This is a genomic window from Kribbella endophytica, assembly GCF_054781295.1.
This window is the reverse complement of sequence record NZ_BAAGUR010000001.1, coordinates 1,055,332-1,074,970: the sequence shown is the minus strand read 5'-3', so window position 1 is coordinate 1,074,970 and position 19,639 is coordinate 1,055,332. Positions and strand designations below refer to the sequence as shown.

The following is a 19,639-nucleotide window of genomic DNA, read 5'->3' as shown; positions in this document are numbered from 1 at the left end:
GCTACAGCTGCTTGCGCATCATCTGGCTGACGGTCTCGAAGCCCAGCGACTCGTACAGGTTGATCGCGGTCGCGTTGTTGCCGAAGACGTTCAGGTCCAACTGGGCGTAACCCCGGAGCCGGCACTCCTCTTCCGCGGCGACCATGATCGAGCGGCCGTAGCCCTTGCCGCGCTGGGCTTCGGCGACCTCGACGCCGTAGATGTACGGGACCGGCGTCAGCACACTGATCCACAGGCTGCCGACCAGCGTGCCGTCGCCGGCGAAGGCCGTCCAGAGCAGGTGCTTGTCGGTCCCGAGGCCGTCCGGGAGCAGTTTGTCGACCTCGGCGCGCGCGAACGCGAGCGCTGCGTCGCCGTCCAGGCCACGCAGCGGGCCGATCCCCGCGGCGAACGACTGCGCGTTGCGGTCCTGCCAGCCGGCGTACTCGGCGTCGGTCATCGTGCGCAGCGTGACCGGGGGCGGGGTGCTCATTTCGCCGACGATAGTCCTCGGGCGGCCAGATGGCGATCGTGTTGCGGTCGGCGCTCTGTTGGTTCACAGAGCGCTCCGTCACGCACAGTGCTCATAGGGTGTCTGCCGAGGTAGTTGCCCTTGGCCACCAGGAGGAACAAACGTGCGCGTGTCACCTGTACGCACCACGGCGGTCGGAGTCCTCGCCGCGGCGGTCGCGATCGGAATCGGGCAACTGCCGTCGCGATCGGCCGCTGCCGACACGACCGGTACGGCGTCAGGTGGCGGCCCGGCCGCCTCCCAGGGCAGCACGGGAGCACACGCCGACGAGTTGGCGAACCCGCTCGAAGACAAGCGGCGCGAGTTGCGCGAGGCCGCGCTGAACGGCGTGCTCAGCGGCTCGGTCAAGGCCGAGCAGCGCGGCGCGAGCAAGGTGGTCAAGGTCGGCCAGGAGGTCGCCGTACCGGCGGTCAGGGACGGGCTCGGCAGGATCAAGTTCGCCGAGCAGCGCAAGGCCCAGTACGTCGAACTGGCGCGCGAGAAGACCGACAAGATCTTCGTCATCCTGGCCGAGTTCGGCACCAAGCGGCACCCGGACTTTCCCGACCGTGACACCGACCCGGACACCGCCGGGCCGACGACGTACGAGGGACCGCTGCACAACGCGATCCCGGCGCCCGACCGCAAGACCGACAACTCGACGGTCTGGCAGGCCGACTACTCCGCGCAGCACTACCGCGACCTGTACTTCGGCAAGGGCGAGTCGGTCAAGACGTACTACGAGAAGCAGTCGTCCGGCCGGTACAGCGTCGAGGGCACGGTCTCGGACTGGGTGAAGGTGCCCTACAACGAGGCGCGGTACGGCCGGTCGAACGGTACGCCGTGCGCCGACACGATCTGCAGCAACACCTGGGCGCTGATCACCGACGCGGTCGGCCAGTGGGTGACGCTGCAGCAGAAGGCCGGCAAGTCCGCCGCGGACATCCGCAGCACGCTGCAGTCCTACGACCAGTGGGACCGCTACGACTTCGATGCCGACGGCAACTTCAACGAGCCGGACGGCTACCTGGACCACTTCCAGATCGTGCACGCCGGCGGCGATCAGGCCGACGGCGATCCGCACCAGGGTGAGGACGCGATCTGGTCGCACCGCTGGTACGCCGACCAGAACAACTCGACCGGCCCGGCCACCAACAAGCTCGGCGGCGTCCAGGTCGGCACGACCGGTCTGTGGGTCGGCGACTACACGATCCAGCCGGAGAACGGCGGCCTGAGCGTCTTCGCGCACGAGTACGGCCACGACCTCGGTCTGCCGGACCACTACGACACGTCCGGCCGGCCGAGCCAGAACCCGGTGAACTGGTGGAGCGTGATGTCGCAGTCGCGGTCGGGTGCCAAGGGCGACGTCGGGATCGGCCTCAAGCCGCAGGACCTCGGCACCTGGGACAAGCTGCAGCTCGGCTGGCTCGACCACGTGACGGTCAAGGCCGGTCAGACCAAGACGGTGGAGCTCGGCCCGCACGAATACAACTCGACCCGAGCGCAGGGCCTCGTCGTCTCGCTGCCGAAGAAGAAGGTGACCAAGCAGCTGGTCGCTCCGGCGGCCGGCGCGAAGTCGTGGTGGAGCGGGACCGGTGACAAGCTCGACAACACGCTGACCCGCAAGGTCACGCTGCCGGCCGGCAAGGCCTCGCTGGCGTTCCAGGCGAACTGGCGCATCGAGGACTGCGGCGCCGACGCCTGCGACTACGCGTACGTCGAGGTGAACGACGGCTCGGGCTTCAAGGCGATCGCCGGCAACATCACGCACGCTGCCGAGGCGAACGGCATCGACGGCAACTCCGGCGGCTGGAAGCCCGCGACGTTCGACCTGTCGGCGTACGCCGGGAAGACGGTCGACCTGCGGTTCCGGTACGCGACGGACTCGGCGACGCACGAGCTCGGCTTCTTCGCCGACGAGATCAAGCTGACCGCGAACGGGCAAACTCTGGTCACCGACGGCGCCGAGAGCGGCACGGGCGGCTGGACAGCAGCGGGCTTCCAGGCGGCCGGTCAGACGGTCACCACCGAGTACGACCACTACTACCTGGCGTCGAACTACACGTACAACTCGTTCAACCGCTACCTGCAGACCGGCCCGTACAACTTCGTCGGCAACCCGCGGCCGAACTGGGTCGAGCACTACCCGTACCAGGACGGACTGCTCGTCTCGTACTGGGACACTTCGCAGTCCGACAACGAGACCGCGGTGCACCCGGGCCAGGGTCAGTGGCTGCCGATCGACGCGAACCCGACGCTGCGGCCGAACCCGGCCGGCGGGTTCTGGAAGAGCACGCTGCAGAGCTACGACTCGACGTTCGGGCTGCAGAAGTCGGACTCGTTCGACCTGACCGTGAACGGCAAGAAGAACCACTTCGCCGGGCCGGACGGCGTCGCGACGTTCGACGACCGCAACGAGTTCTGGTCGGACAAGGTGCCGTCGTACGGCGTGAAGGTGCCGCACGTCGGGGTGAAGATCAAGGTGATCGGCCAGCGGGGCACGAACGTGCGGGTGGTGGTCGGGCGGTAGCCACGCTGGGTGAGCGTTTGTCAGCGGGTACCGATTTGGGGTGAGTGTCTACCGTCTGCTGCTGAGGACACCCTCATGAGGCGTAAACCGCCCGCGGGGGCGGTCACCAAGGCGCCCGACGGCCTGCCGTCGGCGATGATCGAGAACTGGGCGTGGCACGACCACGCCGCGTGCCGGGACGTGAATCCGGAGTTGTTCTTCTCCGCCGAGTCCGAACGCGGGCTGCGCAAGCACGCCCGCGAACTGCTCGCGAAGTCCCTCTGCGGGACCTGCCCGGTCCGGCAGCAGTGTCGCGAACACGCGCTGATGGTCGGCGAGATGTACGGCGTCTGGGGCGGCACGACCGAGGAGGAGCGCGAACCCGCGCTCCACGGCCGGCACCGCTAACTCAGTCGAACAGCTCGTCGAAGAAGGACTTCTTCTTCTTGCGCTGCGGGTACTGCTGCTGGCCGTACTTGTTGCGGTCGTCGTACCGGCGGTCGCTGTCGTGGCGGCGGTCGTCGTACCGCTTCTCCTCGTACCGCTTCTCTTCGTAGCGGGGCTCGGGCGCGCGGGTCTGCTGCTGCGGCCCGTTGTAGGCCACCTCGGCGTCCACCAGCTTCTCCAGCTCGCCCCGGTCGAGGAAGATCCCGCGGCACTCGGTGCACTGGTCGACGGTGACGTTGCTGCGCTCGTACATCCGCATAGCGCCCCGGCACTTGGGGCAGATCAGGCTCTCCATCGCACCACCCTAAGTGACGAAAAGCCCGCCCTGACGCGGTTTCAGCGAACTCTCAGGAACCCACACAGTGACGGCTGGAAACTCTTAGGAAACGAACCGATCCTGGTCGGAGACCGCCTGCTCCGTCAGGTGATCGCGGCCCGGCGGAGCGTCGTACGGCTCCGGCCAGAAGTCGGTGATGCGCGCGACCAGCCCGTCACGCAGCTCGAGGAAGACCACCGCCACCAGCTGCTGCTCACCGACCGTGAAGAGCAGCGTCGCCGACGCCGTACCGCCATCGGCGATCAGTCGGGTCACGCGGAACTGCCAGTCGCCCGGGTAGTCCTGGTTGAACCGCAGGTAGGTGTCCCGGCCGGTGATTTGCTCGCCGGTCTGCGGGAGCTCGTAGCGGACGTCGTCGGTGAGGAGGGCGCCGAAATCGGACCAGGCGCGCGCGTTCATGGTGCTGAAGTAGCGCTCGGCCACGGTGCGGGTGTGTTCGGTGGCGGTCATGGCGGCGACGGTAGACCCGGGGGCCGACATTCTGTGATGAGAGGATGCAACCCGATCCGGTCGACGAGGAGTGTGGGAATGGCTGAGCAGGCCGCGGGGCTGCTGGGGCGGCGTCGTGCTCGCGGGTTGTGGGTGCGTGGGGCGCGGCAGTTGGGGTTCGCCAAGGCCGACGAGAAGGCGGCGACGGTGGACAAGCCGGCGGCGCTGGAGAACTTCACCAAGGCGGTCGAGCTGGATCCGGGGATGACCGATGCCTGGCTCGGGTTCCACGCGGCCGGCGGGGACGCGGACACCGCGCTCGACAAGATGGTCGCGGGCGTCAAGCGGTTCGGCGAGGAGCGGGACACCGACAAGCGGCGGCTCAGTTCGTCGTTCCGGGCCGGCTGGTGGTTCACCCACTCGCTCGAGACGACCGACCACGTCTGGCACGCGGAGGCGCTCCGGCGACTCGGTGCGGGCAACGCCGCGGGAGCGGCTGAGGCGACCGGCCAGGTGATCGAGGACCTGCGCCGCAACTTCCTCGAGGCCGCGGTCGCGATGAACCGGTCGGAGTTCGAGACCGCGATCGGCCTCCTGCGCCGGATCCCCACCGACGGGCACCTCGGCATCGAGGCACAGTTGCGGCTCGGCATGCTGCTGGCGACCGTCGAGCAGTGGAGCGAGGCCGAAACCATCCTGCGCCAGGCGGCCGGGCAGCAGCTCAACTCGTTCGTGGCTGTGGACGCGGAGTACTACCTCGGCTTCGTCTACCGCGGCACCGACCGCGAGCAGAACGCGATCCGCCAGTTCGAGTGGGTCTACGAGCGCGACAACTCCCATCGCCAGGTCTCCGAGGCACTGGCCGACTCCAACGTGCGGCTGAGCACCCGCCGTACGGAATCTCGCGGTACGACGGCGCCGGCCGCGCCAGTCATCCGCCGCGGCTCGCCGTCCGCGCCCGCGCTGCACCGTCAGCCGGACTGGGGCGCGGTCCAGGGCATCCTCAACGAGCTCGACCGCAACGTCGGCATGCAGGACGTCAAGCAGCAGGTCTCCGCGGTCGCCGCGCAGGTCCGCGCCGGCCTGATGCGCGCCGAACGCGGCCTGCCGACCGCCAAGCTCGGCGGCCACCTGATCTTCGCCGGACCTCCCGGCACCGGTAAGACCACCGTCGCTCGCGTCGTGGCCCGCCTGTACTGCGCGCTCGGGCTGCTCGCCGCGGATACGGTGATCGAGACCGACCGGTCCGGCCTGGTCGCGGACTTCATCGGCCAGACCGCCACGAAGACCAACGCGGTCGTCGACGACGCGCTGGACGGCGTGCTGTTCATCGACGAGGCGTACGCGCTGAAGAAGAAGGGCACGAGCACCAACGACTTCGGCACCGAGGCGATCGACACGCTGCTGAAGCGGATGGAGGACGACCGCGACCGCCTGGTGGTGATCGTCGCCGGGTACTCCGAGCCGATGGCCGAGTTCCTCGAGGCGAACCCGGGGCTGCGCAGCCGCTTCTCGACCCGGATCGACTTCCCGCGCTACACCGCCGACCAGCTCCGCGAGATCGCGCTGCGGCTGGTCGACAGCCGGGGCGACCACATCACGCCGGACGCCGCGGCCAGCCTGACCGCCGCGCTGGACCAGGTCTGCGCCAACGGCCGGATCGACGATCTCGGCAACGCGCGGTTCATCCGGACCGTGCTTGAGACGGCGGGCAAGCACCGCGACCTGCGGCTGTTCCACTCACCCGGCTTCCCGACCGACCTCGAGCTGGTCACGCTGGACGGCTCGGACCTGAAGTCGGCGATCCAGGAGATCCTCAGCTTCTGAAAAGCACAACGGCCGCCGGGTGCACCGGCGGCCGTCGTACGAAGTCCGGGTCTACTTGAACCGGGTGAGGAAGTTCTTCAGGATCGGGCCGGCTGCCTTGCCGCCGGAGACGCCGCCCTCGACGATCACCGCGAACGCCACGTCGCCGCGGAAGCCGACCATCCAGCCGTTCGTGATGACCTTGCCGTTGGCAACGACCTCGGCGGTACCGGTCTTGCCCGACGCGACGCCGGTGCTGGCCAGCGCGGACGCCGTGCCGTTGGTGACGGTGCTCCGCATCATCGCGCGCAGTGCGTTGGCCGTGGCCGGGGGCAACGGTGCCGCCGCCGGGCCGGCCGGGTCCTTGCCCGTCACGAGCACCGGCTTCATCGCGGTGCCGTGCTTGACCGTGGCGCCGATCAGCGCGACGCCCAGCGGGCTCGCCGTCACGGTGCCCTGGCCGATCATCGACGCGGCCTCGGCGACGTCGTCCTTCGGGGCCGGCACCTCACCGCCGTACGCCGGGATCGAGGTCTTCAGCTCCTGACCGAGGCCGAACATCGCCGCGGCCTTGGTCATCCCGTCCTTGGCCAGCCGCCCGTGCTGCGAGATGAACGCGGTGTTGCAGGACTGGTTGAACGCCTTCTCCATCGTGCCGTTGCCGTACGGCGCGAGGCCGTCGTAGTTCTTGAACGACTTGCCGAACACGTTGATCGTGTTGGTGCACGGCAGCGGGGAGGCCTGGGTCAGCCCGGCGCCCATCAGCGCGGCCGAGGTGACGATCTTGAACGTCGAGCCCGGCGCGTAGTGGCCCTGGAAGGCGCGGTTGTAGTTGGTCGCGGTCGGGCCGTTCGCGGCGGCCAGGATCTGACCGGTCGAAGCCTGTACGGCGACCAGCGACGCGGGCAGCTTGCTCGTGGCCAGCGCGGCCTCGGCGGCGCGCTGCAGGGTGGTGTCCAGCGTCGTGCGGACCGGCGTACCGGCCTTGCCCTCCTGCTTGAACACCTCCTTGATCACCATCTTGGTCTTGGCGTCGCGCAGGTTCACCTGGCCGCCGGGCGTGCCGGCCAGCTGCTGCTGCATCGAGTACTGCAGGCCGGTGGTGCCGACCTGGTCCGAGCTCGAGGCGGTCGGGCCCGCGTTCTTCAGGGTCTCGGCCGTCGCGGTCTTCATCGTGCCGATCACCGACCGCGCGAACGTCGAGCTCTCGGGCAGCGACTGCGTGCCGCCCATGGTCAGGACGCCGGGCAGGTTGCCCATCTTCGGGCGGAGCTTGTCCCACTCCTCGGCGCGGATCGTGATCGCGTCGATGAACTGGCCCGCCGGGGCCGCCTTCGCGCGGTTCCACAGCTTGGTGCCGTCGACGTCGAGGTTCTTGGTGAACGCCGCGTAGGTCGCCGCGGTCGCCTTGTTGCCCGACGCGACGCCGACGATGACGACCGGGCGGTTGGTGGTCAGCGGCTTACCGGTCCGGTCCAGGATCGACGCCCGAGCCGGCACGGTCCGCACCCGCTTGAGGTAGTTGGCCTCACCGAGTCCGGGGTAGATGGTGTCGCCGGAGGCCTTGATCTTCCAGGCGTCGCCGGTCTTCACGACGGTCGCCGTACTGGTCCACTTCATCGTGCCGATGCCGCGCAGTACGGCCTCGACGGCGAGGTCCTGGGTGCAGTTGCTGTCGTCGGCGCAGTTCGGGTCACCCTGCGGCGTGACGGTGGCCGACTGCGCGACCAGCGCGGTGTCGACGTCGTCCAGCCGGGGGCCGAAGGTGGCGGGGTTGTCGGTCAGCGCGGCGGCCTCGGTGGGCTTGCCGTCCGGAGCCCAGGCCTTCACCCAGCCGGCCGCGAAAGCCTTGACCACCTCGGCGGAGGCCTGCTTCTCGTCGTTCGGGTCGGCCTTCCCGCCGTCGCCGGACTTGCTGTCGGAACAACCAGCGGTGACCATCAGGGCACTCAGACAAACGATGGCAGCAGTTCGCTTCACGATCTCCACTCTCGCACGGCGACGGTTTGACACTCCGAACAGTCTTCGGCGTGTGCCCAGCCTGCCACGAGGGGGAAAATACTCAGGCGGGCCACGGTAGTACGACGCGCGAGCACGCCGGGAGGTTGGTTCAGACCGCCAGTTGGATCACCGCGAACACCGCCGACTCCGGGTCGGTCAGCACGGCCATCCGGCCGAAGTCGGTGTCGAGCGGGTCGCCTCTGAGGCGGCCGCCGGTGCGTTCGGCCTTGGTGACGGTGTCGTCGAGGTCGGCCGTCGCGAAGTACGGCAGCCAGTGCGCGGGCGTCTCGGCCGGCATGTCCGGGTGGAACTCGCCGGTCCCGGCGACCGGGCGGCCGGCGGAGTAGAGCGCGGCGTACCGGGCGTCGGCGTACTGCTCCCCGGGACCGAAGTCCGACGTGGTGCCGATCTCCTCCAGGCGGTAGCCGAAGACCTTGGTGTAGAACGCCTTCGCTTCGTCGTACCCGCGACTGAGGGCCTCGCTCCAGACCAGCATGCCCGGCTCCGAACGGCGGCCGGTGCCGATGTGGTCGGCGGCCTGCCAGAGGCCGAAGATCGCCTCGTTCGGGTCGGTCGCGATCGCCATCCGGCCGTGCACGGAGACGTCGGTCGGGTCGAGCAGCAGCCGCCCGCCGGCCTCGGTGATCGCGGCCGCGGTCCGGTCGACGTGGTCGGTCGCCAGGTACGTCGTCCAGCGGCTGGGCAGGGCCTCGGTGCCCGGGTGCTTGCTGCCGATGCCGCCGACGTCCTCGCCGTCGACGCGGCAGATCCAGTAGTCGCGACTGTCCTGGTGCTCGCAGTCCCAGCCGAACAGTCCGGCGTAGAACCGGGTCGCCGCACGGGCGTCGGTCGCGGCCAGATCCACCCAGTTCGGCGTACCGGCAGGCCAGGGGGCGGTGCGATCGGCCATGCGCGCTCCTGCGGGGAATCGGTTACCGGAGGGCCTTAACCTGCCAGGGCGGGCAGGTCACGTCGAGGCGATCGCCGGTGAACCGGGTAACGGTTCGATCACTCCGGGGCGTATTCTCCCCGGTTGTGACCCGCCTCGCCCTGCACAGCCGGCTCATCGCCGGCACCGAAGAGTCCTACGCGATCGAGCACGCCCGGGTCTGGCCCGAGCTGATCGCTGTCATGAACGACGCCGGAATCACCGACTGGAGCATCTGGCGCAGCGGCCGCGACCTGTTCCACCTGGTCGAGTGCGACGACTTCGAGGCCGCCGTGGCCCAGCTCGCGAACGACCCGGTCGACCAGCGCTGGCAGCAGCACATGAGCCAGTTCGTCGAGGGGTTCGCCGAGAACGGCGCGCCGCTGCAGCATGTCTGGACCATGTCGCTGCAGACCGACTAGCGCATCTCCCAGACGAGGATCTCGGCCGGTTCGGCGCCCGCGGTGACGCGTTGGCCGTCGGCGGCGACGATGCGCGCGGCGTCGGCCTCGTGGAGTTCGCCGGCGCCTTCGAGGGTGACGGAGCCGAGGGCAACGAAGACGTGCACGTGCGGCGCGACGGGCAGCTGCACCGCGTCGTACGGGTTGAGTCTTGCGACCGACATCCCGGCGGCCTTCTGGTTGATGCGGATGGCCGTCGTGCTCGCGTGCTTCGGGAGGCCGGAGGCGATCGGGACCAGTTCGCCGGTGCCGAGCTCGGCTTCCTTCTGCTCGTACGACGGCGCGAGGTCGAGCTCGTCGGGGCGGACCCACATCTGGATGTAGCGGACCGGCTCGCCCGCGTCGTTCTTCTCCGAGTGCCGGATCCCGCTGCCCGCGCTCATCCGCTGCGCGAGGCCGGGGTAGACGATGCCGCTGTGCCCCTCGGAGTCCTGGTGCACGAGGGCACCGCTCAGGACCCAGGTGACGATCTCCAGGTCCTGGTGCGGGTGCGGGTCGAATCCGGTGCCGGGGGCAACCACTTCGTCGTTGTGCACGAGCAGCGCGCCGAACCCGACGTTCGCCGGGTCGTAGTACGGGCCGAACGAGAACGAGTGCCGCGACCGCAGCCAGTCCTCCTCGGTCAGGAACCGGTCACCCGCACGGCGTACGTCGATGCTCACACCGACTAGTAATACCCCTTCTCGCCGTCGAGCAGCTCGCGGATCGTGTCGAGGTGACCGACGTGACGCGCGGTCTCCTCGATCATGTGCAGGATCATCCAGCGCAGCGTCGCCTTGGCCGACCCGAACTCGGGGTGCTGCCCGGTCTCGTCCAGCGCGTGCGCCGCGATGATTGCGTTCGACCGCTCGCACTGCGCCTCGAAGTCGTCCAGCAACTGCTTCAGCGGCGCCTCGGGCATCATGTCGGCGTCCTCGGGCAACGACTCGTCGAACTGCGGATTCTCCGCCGACGAGGCGTTCAGGAACAGCACCTCGAACCAGCAGTGCTCGGTCCAGCGCATGTGCGAGACCAGCCCGGCCACCGTCATCATCGGCGACGTCGGCAGCACCACCCGCTTCTCGTCGGCCTCGGCCAGCCCTTCGCACTTCCACCGCACCAGCGCCCGCTGCTGATCCAGCCACCCGACCAACTGGGTCCGCTCATCAGCAACAAACGGCGGCCGCTCGCGAGAAAACGTCATGGGCGGACCGTACTCGGCGCTCGGTCCGCCCGCGACACAATTAGACGTCAGCGGCCCTGGAGCGACTTGACGTTGTCGCCGAAGGTCCAGTTCTTCGAGCCGTCCCAGTTGATCGACCAGGTCATCAGGCCCTTGAGCTGACCGTTGAAGCTGTTCCAGGACTGGGAGACCAGCGACGGTGACATGTACCCGCCGCCGGCGCCGTTCTGGGCGGGCAGGCCGGGCACCTGCTTGTCGTACGGGACGCGGATGGTGACGCCCTGGATGACCAGGCCGTTGTTGAGGCAGGTGGTCTGGGCGACGAAGCCCTGGACGGTGCCCGCGGAGTACGAGTCGCCGGAGCAGCCGTACATGCTGCCGTTGTAGTACTGCATGTTCAGCCACCACAGGCGGCCGTTGTCGGCGTACTTCTTGATGATCGGGAGGTACGAGCCCCAGATCGAGCCGTAGGTGACGCTGCCGCCGGTGACGTACGCCGTCTCGGGCGCCATCGTCAGGCCGAAGTTCGACGGCATCTGGGCCAGCACGCCGTCGATGATGCGGATCAGGTTGGCCTGCGAGGCGGACAGCTGGTTGATGTTGCCGCTGCCGGTCAGGCCGGTCTCGACGTCGATGTCGATCCCGTCGAAGTTGTACGCCTTCAGGATCGGTACGACGGTCGCCACGAACCGGTCGGCGACGGTGGACGAGCTGAGGTCGATCCCCGCGGTCGCGCCGCCGATCGACAGCAGGATGGTCTGGCCGGCCGCCTTCGCCGCGCACATCTCGGCCGGGGTCGCGACCTTCACGGTCGCGTCCATCCCGTCCTCCCACTTGACCGTGCCGTCGGACAGGATCACCGGGAACGCCGCGTTGATCACGTTGTAGCCGTGCTGGCCGATCCGGGCGTCGGTGATCGGCGTCCAGCCGAAGGGCGGGTGTACGCCGTTCGAGGCGCCGTCCCAGTTCTCCCAGTAGCCGTGCAGCACTTTGCCGGCCGGGCGGGACTTCACCGCGCAGGTGGCCTGGCCTGGTGGGGTGGTCGGGGGCGTGGTCGGCGGGGTTGTGGGTGGGGTCGTCGGGGGCGTGGTGGGTGGGGTTGTCGGAGGTGTGCCGTCGCAGGCGCCTTCGTCGAGCCAGAGCGAGGGGGCCGCGACCGGGTTCCAGCCTGCGCCGGGATGAGCGGTATGCGCGGAGCGCGCGGCGTACGAGCGGTTCTGGTAGGTCACCTTGGCGCCGACGGAGTAGCTGACCCCTTCAGTCCAGGCCGGCCCCGTACAGGCTGCTTGGACGGACGACTGCCCGGCCTGAGCCACCAGCCCGGCCGACGCGAGCAGCACCCCGGCTGCCATCGCACTCGCGAACACGGTCCCGATCCGACGGTTCATGGCCGCTCCTCAGTCCAATACGCAGTGACCTTTCGTATCTTCAAGGTAGGCGTTGGACAGGCAGGCGGCTACGACATGTCGGAAAGCCGACAGGCTCGGTCGGTGCCGACGGCTGACGGTTTGGCCCCCACCCAGTCGGTGGTGCTCGTGAGCTCGCCCACCCGCCCACCTCTGTGGAGAGGTGGTGCACGCGTTGATGGGGGCGTGTGGGGTGCACGGCCGATTGGCTGCGCCCGACTGCGGCTGGTGGTGCTCGTGGGCTCGCCCACCCGCCCACCTCTGTGGACAGGTGGCGGACGCGTTGGCGGGGACGTGGGGTGCACGGCCGATTGGCTGCGCCCGACCCCGGTTGGTGGGCTCGTGGGATCGCCGCGCACGCCTATGGAGAGGGTGAGGCGCGGCCGATGGGCGTGATGCCACCCGGTGGTACCAGCAGAACGGGACTCCGGCCGCTCGGTGGGCGGCCGGAGTCCCGGTTCGTGGTGCGGGTGCTGGGGGAGGAGGGGCCCCCGGCACCCGACGTCCTACCCCGTGGGGTTGCCGTTGTCGGAGCCGAGCTTCGCCTTTGCCGTCTGGCCGGTCTGGCCGGAGCGGTTGTAGGTGATCGTGACTTCATCGTCCGGGCGGTGCGAACGGACCGCGGCGACCAACGCGTCCCCTGACGCAATCGCCTTGCCGTCTACCGCGGTGACCACGTCACCGCTCTTCAGGCCGGCCTTGTCCGCCGCACCGCCGGACGTCACCTCGCCGAGGGTTGCTCCTTGTGTGAGCCCGTCGGAAGACTGCGCGTTGCCGACCTGCACTCCGAGCCGCGCATGTGTGGCCTTGCCCTTGGCCACCAGCTCGTCGATGATCGGCTTGGCCTGGTCGATCGGGATTGCGAAGCCCAGGCCGATGTTTCCGCCTTCGGATTGTCCCGATCCTCCGGCGGTTTTGATCGCGCTGTTGATTCCGACCACCTGGCCGGCGAGGTCGATGAGGGCGCCGCCGGAGTTGCCCGGATTGATCGCGGCGTCCGTCTGTACGGCTGGGAAAACCGTCGTACTGTCCTGCTCCTCGCCGCCCGAGGTGACCGGGCGGTTCAGGGCCGAGACGATCCCACTCGTCACAGTGGCGTCGAGGCCGAACGGCGAACCGATCGCGACCACACCCTGCCCGACGGCCAGGTTCCCGCTGCTGCCGAGAGCGGCAGGCGTCAGGTCCTTGGCGTCGGCGCGGATCACCGCGAGGTCGGTCAGCGGGTCGGTGCCGACCACGGTCGCGGAGACCGTGCGGCCGTCGTTCAGGATCACGCTCAGCTTGCCGCCCTGGCCGGCACCGGCAACCACGTGGTTGTTGGTGACGATCAGGCCGTCCTTGCTGATCACGATGCCCGAGCCGGTGCCGCTGCCCTGCGAGGTGGTGAAGGCGATCTTCACCACGCTCGGCAGCACCTTGGCCGCGGCCTGCTGCACCGAGCCGTTCGGTGCGGACGCAGGCGCCGCCTGTCCGCCGTTCAGCGGAGCGGTCACCGACGGAGTCGAGCTGTTGTCGTTCGTGGCCGAGTAAACAGCCGCACCACCCACGCCGCCCGCGGTCCCGACCAGGAGTGCGGTCAGTGCCACCAGAGCCAGCCCGCGCCGCTTCGGCTTGGGAGACTCCGGCTGAGCCGGCTGCTGCGGGCCGAACGGTGGTGGCCAGTTGGTACCCGGCGACGCCCCCTGATGCGTCCCGGTCGTACCGAACTGACCGCCTTGGTATCGCCCCTGGCCCTGCGGCGCGTACTGCTGCTGCGCGTGCTGGCCGTAGCCGGTCGTCGGCAGCTGCTGAGTACGCTCCTGCGGACTCGAGCCGTACGACGGCGTCCCCTGCGGGGGCTGGTTCCCGTACGTCGAACCCTGCGCCGGGGTGTCGTTCCCGGGCTGGTTCTGCGGCTGGTGCGGCTGGTTCTCGGTCATGGGTCAACCATGAGCGCCGGACCTGAGAGAGCCCTGAAGATCCCGTCAGAGCAGCCAAAGAACTCCGTGAGCCTTCCCTGAGGATCCTGTGACGAACCTGTGAAGAGGAACAGCCGGCAGTACCAATTCTCTTCTTCTCTTCCAATCGGTAGAGAAGAAGAGAGTCAGCGGGACTGGGTGGCGGCGTGGGGGAGCCAGAGGGTGAACTGGGCTCCGCCGGTGGGGGCGTTGCGGGCGTAGATCATGCCGCCGTGTTGTTCGGCTGCGTGCTTCACGATCGCCAGGCCCAGGCCGGAGCCGGGGCGGCTGCGGGCTTCGCTGGAGCGGTAGAAGCGCTCGAACACGTGGGGCAGGTCGGCTTCGGCGATGCCGGGGCCGCTGTCGGTGACGGTCAGTACGCCGTCGCGCAGGCGGACGATCACCCGGGAGCGCGGTTCGCCGGCGGCGGGCTGGGTGTCGGGGGTGCTGTACTTCGCGGCGTTGTCGAGCAGGTTCGTCACCGCGCGACCGAGCAGCCGCTCGTCGCCCCAGACGGGGAACGGCGCCAGTTGGACGTCCCACTCCAGGCCCGGAGCGCGTCGGCGTACCTTCAGTACGGCGTCCTCGACCACGTTCGACAGCTCGATCAGTTCGGCGTCGCGGACCTGCGGGGTGTCGCGCGCGAGCTCGGTCAGGTCGCCGATGAGCGTGGTCAGTTCGTCCATCTGCGCTCGTACGTCGTCCAGCAGCTGCTGCCGGTCGTCCGGCCGCAGCCCGCCGCGCTTGTCGGCTTGGGCCAACAGGTCGAGGTTGGTGCGGATGCTCGTCAGTGGGGTGCGTAGCTCGTGGCCGGCGTCGCCAACGAGTCTTCGCTGGCGATCCTGAGAGCGCGCCAGGGCTTGCAGCATCGCGTTGAACGCCTGGGCGAGGCGGGAGATCTCGTCCGAGCCTGTGACTGGGATCGGGCGCAGCTCTTCCGTGCGGGCGACGTGCTCGGCGGCGCCGGTCAAGCGGGTCAGCGGCCTGAGGCCCGATTGGGCGATCGCGTTCCCGGCGAGGGCGGCGCCGATGACACCGACGAGCCCGAAGGCCCAGAGCACGATCCCGAGGTTGTGCAGGGTCCGGTCGATCGAGTCGAGCGACTGCGCGACCACGAGCGCGCCGGGCTCGAGCTGGCTCCTGGCGCAAGTGGTGTTGAGGAGCGGGCAGAACATCGCCGGTACGGCGACAACACGGAAGTGACCGCCGTTGCGGACCCCCACGGTGCGGATGCTGGCTTCGTCGCCCTGGTCGACCGCGACCTGCAGTTCGGCCGGGCCCATCGGAGGCAGGTACTGCGGGTCGGCACCGAACTGCTGGCCGTCCGCGGCGTACAGGCCGAGCTTGATGTCGCTCAGGCCGAGTGCGTCGGGGGAGACGCCCTGCAGGTTGTCCAGCCTGGTCAGGATGCCGCGGTTGGCCGCCTGCGCCGCGCGGTCGGTCAGGCTGTTGTCGAGGTTTTGGTACATCTGCTGGCGGACGGTCACGTACGCCGAGACGCTCACCAGTGCGACGGCGAAGCCCACAGCCACTGCAGCCAGCAGCGTCACGCGGGCGTGCAGGCTCAGCCGGTGCAGCTTCTCCTGCCACCAGCTCTGCGTCCGGGCAGCAGTCGCAGCCATCCGGGTCCCGTTGCCGTTGAGCCAAGCCTTCGGGGTATTCGAGGCGGAATCATCTGGGCCGCCCGAGCCGGAGGTGTTCCCCGGCCCCTGCGTCTGAGGCACGGGCACGCCCGAGCCGCCGCCGATTGCGTTCCCGCCAGCACCTGCCGGGCCCTGCGCTCCGGCGCCCGAGCCGGGCGCGCCCGGGCCGCCTCCGCCGGGTGCGTTCCCGACGGGGCCTCCCGGCCCCGGGGCGCCAGGCGTCGACGACCCCGGCGACGTAGGCCTGGGGCTCGGCGTCGGCGGGATGCGGCCGCTGCCGGCGTACGACGGAAGGTCTGGGGGTTCCGAGCTCACGGTGGGGTGTCCCTGAGGACGTAGCCGATGCCTCGGACGGTGTGGATCAGGCGGGGTAGGCCGTTGACCTCGGTCTTGCGGCGGAGGTAGCCGACGTAGACCTCGAGGGAGTTGGCGGTGGTCGGGAAGTCGTAGCCCCAGACGGCGTCCAGGATGACGGCGCGTTCGAGGACCCGGCGCGGGTTGCGGATCAGCAGCTCCAGCAGCGAGAACTCGGTGCGGGTCAGCTGGATCGCGACGTCGCCGCGGTGGACCTCGTGCGCGTCCACGTCGACCACCAGGTCGGCGTACTGCAAGACCTCGCCGCGCGGCCCGCCCTCGCCAGGCGTCGCGCTGCGGCGGAGCAGGGCGCGCAGGCGGGCGAGCAGCTCCTCCAGCGCGAACGGCTTGGTCAGGTAGTCGTCGCCGCCGGCGTCCAGGCCGTCGACCCGGTCGGCGACCGCGTCGCGCGCGGTCAGCACCAGGATCGGCACGTTGTTGCCTGCGGCCCGCAGTGCCTTCGTGGTCTCCAGCCCGTCGAGGCGCGGCATCATCACGTCCATCACGACCACGTCGGGCTCGACGTTGCCGATCACGGCGAGCGCCTCGGCGCCGTCGGAGGCCGTCACGACCTCGAAGTCGTTGAACTCCAGCGAACGGCGCAGCGAGTCCCGGACCGCCCGGTCGTCGTCCACCACCAGTACCCGCATCGCCAGCTCCCCGCTCGAATCCACAGAACCTGCTCCGTCGCACGAGCCTAGGCCGTCAGTTTGAGAAACGGCTGAGAACCCGCTGATCAGTCGCGAAGAGCGATCACCAGGCGTAGCTTTTCCGCGTGGACATCGTCGAGTTCTCCCCTGAGGCCGAGCAGCTCACCTGGACCTTCGGCGGTGCCGCCCCGGTCCGCCGGGTCACCCCCGGCAGCCTCCTCAAGCTCTGGACCGAGGACGCGTTCTCGGGTCGCCTGCGCAGCACCGAGGACCTGGCCAGCGCCAGCCTGAACATGCCGTTCGTGAACCCGCAGACCGGTCCGTTCTACGTCGAGGGCGCCGAGCCCGGCGACACGCTCGCGCTGCACTTCGTCGAGCTGACCCCGGCCCGCACCTGGGGCGCGTCGGCGACGATCCCCTTCTTCGGCGGCCTGACCAGCACCGACAAGACGGCCACCCTGCAGGACCCGCTGCCGGAGCGCACCTGGATCTACGAGATCGACACCGCCAAGCAGACTGTCGGCTTCCAGGCCCAGGGCAGCGACTTCGAGCTCGCGCTGCCGATCAACACGATGCTCGGCACGGTCGGCGTGGCCCCGGCGGCCTTCGAGGTCCGCTCGTCCCTCGTCCCGGACTACTTCGGCGGCAACATGGACACGCCCGAGATGAAGGCCGGTACGACGTGCTACCTGCGCGTCAACGTCGAAGGCGCCCTGTTCTCGGTCGGCGACGGCCACTACCGCCAGGGTGAAGGCGAGTCCTGCGGTACGGCGGTCGAAGGCGCGATGAACGTGGTCATGCTGGTCGACCTGATCAAGACGCCCGGCCCGGCCTGGCCGCGGCTGGAGACCGACGACTACCTGGCCGTCGTCGGGTCCGCCCGCCCGCTGGAGGACGCCTGGCGGGCCGGGCAGGTCGACATGGTCGGCTGGCTCGGTGAGCTGTACGGCCTCGACAAGCTGGACGCGTACCAACTCCTGAGCCAGATCAGCGAGGTCCCGCTGGCCAACGTGGTCGACGCCAACTACAGCGTCGTCACCAAGGTCCCGAAGCGCCTTCTGCCCAAGACCGAGGCGTACGGCGGCGTCCACGCCCAGCTGCGCAGCATCAAGAGCTGAACGCCGGTACGACGTCCTCCGCGAACCGCTGCAGCGGTTCGTGGTCGTAGGCAATGCCCGGAATGTAAGCGATCACGTACTCGATCCCGATCTCCGCCAGCTGCTCCAGCTGGATCCGCAGCTCCTTGGCCGTCACGAGCTCGGCCCGCAGCCCTTCGAGTCCACCCCCGTTGCCGATCTCGCGGAACTCGTCCAGCGTGTAGCGACCCCGAGCCTTCGCCGTCGCGGCGACCGGGTCGGCGCCGGCCTCGACCGGGAACACGTTGATGCTCGTCGACTTCACGATCGCGTCGTAGTCGCGACCGACCGCGTCGCAGTGCTTCCGCAGTACGGCGAGCTTGCGCTTGATCGTGTCGACGACGCCGGTGCCGAAGTTGCAGGCGTCGGCGTACTGCGCGACCAGCTTGAGCGTGACCTTCTCACCGCCGCCGCCGATCCACAGCGGTGGCTTGCGCCGCGGCTCGACGAACGGCTTGTCGACCGAGTGGTACTTGCCGTGGAAGACGACGTCGTCCTCGGTCCACAGCCGGTGGATCAGCTCGACGGACTCGGTGAACGAACCCATCCGGTCCTTGAGGCTGGTCCAGGGATACCCGTATGCCGTCCACTCGTGCTCCGACCAGCCCGCCCCGATCCCGGCGTACAGGCGGCCGTGGCTGGCGACGTCGACGGTCGCGGCCATCTTCGCGTAGAGGGCGGGGTTGCGATATCCGTTGCAGCCGACCATCTGGCCGAGCTTCACCCGGTGCGTGTCCCGCGCCAGGGCAGCGGTGGTTGTCCAGGCTTCGAAGACGGTCTCGCGGACAGGTTCGGGCACGGTGTGGAAGTGGTCGAACAGCCAGATCGAGTCCCAGGGCCCGGCGTCGGCGGCGCGGGCGACGGCGGTCATAGCCTCCCACTGCTCGATCGGGTCGCTCAGCTCGACGAGGTCCATCCGCCAGCCCTGCGGGACGAAGAGTCCGAATTTCATCGTGCCGGCTCCTTCACTCGGGAAACGGTGTCCTTACGTCGGGAGATCGCGACGCCGACGAGGCAGAGCGCGCCGCCCGCGATCGCCAGGCCGGCCGGGGTTTCGGCGAGGAAGAGCCAACCGAGGCCGATGGCAACGACCGGTACGGCGTACACGGTGACGCCCATCCGGCCGGCGGTGGAACGGCGCAGTGCGAAGGCCCAGGTGGTGAAGCCGAGCGCGGTCGGGAACGCGCCGAGGTAGACGACCCACCAGATCGTCCCGGCGCTCGCGGTCCGGAGCTCGTCGAGCAGGCCCGGGGCGAACGGCAGGCAGACGACCGCGCCGATCGTGCAGGCGATCCAGGTGACCTGGGCGGCGGGAAGGCGGCCGAGCAACGGTTTCTGGGTGACCACGCCCACGGCGTACGAGATGGCGGCGGCGACGCAGAGGACGACGCCCCAGGTCTCCGTGCGGCCGGTGGAGGTCGACGTACCGATCACCACGACGCCGGCGAACGCGACCAGGCTGCCGATCACGAGCGGGCGCGGGAAGCCTTCGCCGAGCGTGAGCCCGGCCAGCAGGGCGATCAGCAGGGGAGCGATGTGGACGAGCATCGCCGCGGTGCCGGCGTCGAGGCGGCGTTCGGCCTCGTTGAGCGTGAGGTTGTAGACGCCGAACCAGAGCAGGCCGCAGGCCAGTAGCAGCGGCCAGTCGCGTCGTGCCGGGCGTTGCCAGCGGCGGCCGGCCGGCTGGAGGTAGAGGAAGGCGCCGAGCAGGATGCTGCCGACCAGGAGGCGGGCTAGGGAGAGGGGGCCGGCGGAGAACTCGGTGCCGGCGTGGCGGATGGCGACGAAGGAGGAGGCCCAGAGCACGACGGTGATCGCGGCGGCGGTGGGGGCGAGCAGGTTCTTCACGGGGTCAACATTAGAAAGTATTAGCGGGCACCGACATGGCGTTTTGAAGGTGATTGATGGTTTCTACTTGAGAGAACAGAAGCACGAGGGCAGAT

The 19,639-nt window shown here is 69.3% G+C and carries 18 protein-coding genes; 5 read left to right on the top strand and 13 right to left on the bottom strand.

From position 1 onward, the window contains the following. Position 1 precedes the first annotated feature (1 nt). Entirely contained in the window at positions 2-472 is a 471-nt protein-coding gene (locus ACYVIO_RS05145) for a GNAT family N-acetyltransferase (protein ID WP_460649476.1), read from the bottom strand. A gap of 142 nt (positions 473-614) precedes the next feature. Here ACYVIO_RS05145 and ACYVIO_RS05140 point away from each other — a divergent pair, with 142 nt between their 5' ends. Further along, positions 615-3,020: an immune inhibitor A domain-containing protein gene (locus tag ACYVIO_RS05140; protein ID WP_460649475.1), complete on the top strand. Its 2,406-nt coding sequence runs from the start codon at positions 615-617 to the stop codon at positions 3,018-3,020. Positions 3,021-3,095: 75 nt separating this feature from the next. Then, the gene (locus tag ACYVIO_RS05135; protein WP_425553172.1) at positions 3,096-3,407 is read left to right on the top strand and encodes a WhiB family transcriptional regulator; all 312 of its coding nucleotides are present in this window, start codon (positions 3,096-3,098) and stop codon (positions 3,405-3,407) included. A 1-nt stretch (position 3,408) separates the two neighbouring features. On the opposite strand, the gene ACYVIO_RS05130 is transcribed toward ACYVIO_RS05135, so the two are convergent. Both ACYVIO_RS05130 and ACYVIO_RS05125 read right to left on the bottom strand, forming a co-directional pair. Continuing rightward, complete coding sequence (locus ACYVIO_RS05130) at positions 3,409-3,741, bottom strand: TFIIB-type zinc ribbon-containing protein (RefSeq protein WP_460649474.1); 333 nt, start codon at positions 3,739-3,741, stop codon at positions 3,409-3,411. A gap of 84 nt (positions 3,742-3,825) precedes the next feature. Further along, positions 3,826-4,233, bottom strand: coding sequence for a nuclear transport factor 2 family protein (locus ACYVIO_RS05125; protein ID WP_460649473.1), 408 nt, complete (start codon positions 4,231-4,233; stop codon positions 3,826-3,828). A gap of 78 nt (positions 4,234-4,311) precedes the next feature. Between ACYVIO_RS05125 and ACYVIO_RS05120 the strand changes: the two genes are divergently transcribed. Then, a complete protein-coding gene (locus ACYVIO_RS05120) occupies positions 4,312-6,039 on the top strand; it encodes an AAA family ATPase (RefSeq protein WP_460649472.1) in 1,728 nt (575 codons plus the stop codon). Between the two features lie 51 nt (positions 6,040-6,090). Here ACYVIO_RS05120 and ACYVIO_RS05115 read toward each other — a convergent pair whose 3' ends face one another. Both ACYVIO_RS05115 and ACYVIO_RS05110 read right to left on the bottom strand, forming a co-directional pair. Next, positions 6,091-7,998: a penicillin-binding transpeptidase domain-containing protein gene (locus ACYVIO_RS05115; RefSeq protein ID WP_460649471.1), complete on the bottom strand. Its 1,908-nt coding sequence runs from the start codon at positions 7,996-7,998 to the stop codon at positions 6,091-6,093. 130 nt (positions 7,999-8,128) lie between these two features. Then, on the bottom strand, positions 8,129-8,929 hold the full coding sequence (locus tag ACYVIO_RS05110) for a VOC family protein (protein ID WP_460649470.1): 801 nt from the start codon (positions 8,927-8,929) through the stop codon (positions 8,129-8,131). Between the two features lie 125 nt (positions 8,930-9,054). On the opposite strand from ACYVIO_RS05110, the gene ACYVIO_RS05105 reads away from it, so the two are divergent. Continuing rightward, the gene (locus tag ACYVIO_RS05105) at positions 9,055-9,369 is read left to right on the top strand and encodes an L-rhamnose mutarotase (RefSeq protein WP_460649469.1); all 315 of its coding nucleotides are present in this window, start codon (positions 9,055-9,057) and stop codon (positions 9,367-9,369) included. Here the strand turns inward: ACYVIO_RS05105 and ACYVIO_RS05100 are convergent. From ACYVIO_RS05100 to ACYVIO_RS05075, 6 genes are all read right to left on the bottom strand, one after another. After that, the gene (locus tag ACYVIO_RS05100) at positions 9,366-10,070 is read right to left on the bottom strand and encodes a pirin family protein (RefSeq protein WP_460649468.1); all 705 of its coding nucleotides are present in this window, start codon (positions 10,068-10,070) and stop codon (positions 9,366-9,368) included. The genes ACYVIO_RS05105 and ACYVIO_RS05100 overlap by 4 nt on opposite strands. Before the next feature lie 5 nt (positions 10,071-10,075). Next, positions 10,076-10,591 (bottom strand): DinB family protein, encoded by a 516-nt coding sequence (locus ACYVIO_RS05095; protein WP_460649467.1) that lies wholly within the window; start codon positions 10,589-10,591, stop codon positions 10,076-10,078. Positions 10,592-10,638: 47 nt separating this feature from the next. After that, the gene (locus tag ACYVIO_RS05090) at positions 10,639-11,958 is read right to left on the bottom strand and encodes a carbohydrate-binding protein (RefSeq protein WP_460649466.1); all 1,320 of its coding nucleotides are present in this window, start codon (positions 11,956-11,958) and stop codon (positions 10,639-10,641) included. 524 nt (positions 11,959-12,482) lie between these two features. After that, entirely contained in the window at positions 12,483-13,895 is a 1,413-nt protein-coding gene (locus ACYVIO_RS05085; protein WP_460649465.1) for a S1C family serine protease, read from the bottom strand. Between the two features lie 164 nt (positions 13,896-14,059). After that, positions 14,060-15,535: a sensor histidine kinase gene (locus ACYVIO_RS05080; protein ID WP_460649464.1), complete on the bottom strand. Its 1,476-nt coding sequence runs from the start codon at positions 15,533-15,535 to the stop codon at positions 14,060-14,062. 332 nt (positions 15,536-15,867) lie between these two features. Further along, positions 15,868-16,560, bottom strand: coding sequence for a response regulator transcription factor (locus tag ACYVIO_RS05075; protein WP_184800369.1), 693 nt, complete (start codon positions 16,558-16,560; stop codon positions 15,868-15,870). A gap of 125 nt (positions 16,561-16,685) precedes the next feature. Between ACYVIO_RS05075 and ACYVIO_RS05070 the strand changes: the two genes are divergently transcribed. Next, positions 16,686-17,678 (top strand): acetamidase/formamidase family protein, encoded by a 993-nt coding sequence (locus ACYVIO_RS05070; RefSeq protein ID WP_460649463.1) that lies wholly within the window; start codon positions 16,686-16,688, stop codon positions 17,676-17,678. Here the strand turns inward: ACYVIO_RS05070 and ACYVIO_RS05065 are convergent. Continuing rightward, the gene (locus ACYVIO_RS05065; protein ID WP_460649462.1) at positions 17,668-18,648 is read right to left on the bottom strand and encodes an LLM class F420-dependent oxidoreductase; all 981 of its coding nucleotides are present in this window, start codon (positions 18,646-18,648) and stop codon (positions 17,668-17,670) included. The two genes, ACYVIO_RS05070 and ACYVIO_RS05065, sit on opposite strands and share 11 nt — an antisense overlap. Further along, positions 18,645-19,544, bottom strand: coding sequence for a DMT family transporter (locus ACYVIO_RS05060; protein WP_460649461.1), 900 nt, complete (start codon positions 19,542-19,544; stop codon positions 18,645-18,647). The genes ACYVIO_RS05065 and ACYVIO_RS05060 overlap by 4 nt, the downstream gene beginning before the upstream one ends. Positions 19,545-19,639 lie beyond the last annotated feature (95 nt).

Bases quoted from the DNA above. Each gene is read 5' to 3' on its own strand.
- ACYVIO_RS05135 (WP_425553172.1), top strand. From the start codon at position 3,096: ATGAGGCGTAAACCGCCCGCGGGGGCGGTCACCAAGGCGCCCGACGGC.
- ACYVIO_RS05095 (WP_460649467.1), bottom strand. From the start codon at position 10,591: ATGACGTTTTCTCGCGAGCGGCCGCCGTTTGTTGCTGATGAGCGGACC.
- ACYVIO_RS05090 (WP_460649466.1), bottom strand. From the start codon at position 11,958: ATGAACCGTCGGATCGGGACCGTGTTCGCGAGTGCGATGGCAGCCGGG.
- ACYVIO_RS05130 (WP_460649474.1), bottom strand. From the start codon at position 3,741: ATGGAGAGCCTGATCTGCCCCAAGTGCCGGGGCGCTATGCGGATGTAC.
- ACYVIO_RS05075 (WP_184800369.1), bottom strand. From the start codon at position 16,560: ATGCGGGTACTGGTGGTGGACGACGACCGGGCGGTCCGGGACTCGCTG.
- ACYVIO_RS05110 (WP_460649470.1), bottom strand. From the start codon at position 8,929: ATGGCCGATCGCACCGCCCCCTGGCCTGCCGGTACGCCGAACTGGGTG.
- ACYVIO_RS05065 (WP_460649462.1), bottom strand. From the start codon at position 18,648: ATGAAATTCGGACTCTTCGTCCCGCAGGGCTGGCGGATGGACCTCGTC.
- ACYVIO_RS05085 (WP_460649465.1), bottom strand. From the start codon at position 13,895: ATGACCGAGAACCAGCCGCACCAGCCGCAGAACCAGCCCGGGAACGAC.
- ACYVIO_RS05080 (WP_460649464.1), bottom strand. From the start codon at position 15,535: ATGGCTGCGACTGCTGCCCGGACGCAGAGCTGGTGGCAGGAGAAGCTG.
- ACYVIO_RS05120 (WP_460649472.1), top strand. From the start codon at position 4,312: ATGGCTGAGCAGGCCGCGGGGCTGCTGGGGCGGCGTCGTGCTCGCGGG.
- ACYVIO_RS05125 (WP_460649473.1), bottom strand. From the start codon at position 4,233: ATGACCGCCACCGAACACACCCGCACCGTGGCCGAGCGCTACTTCAGC.
- ACYVIO_RS05145 (WP_460649476.1), bottom strand. From the start codon at position 472: ATGAGCACCCCGCCCCCGGTCACGCTGCGCACGATGACCGACGCCGAG.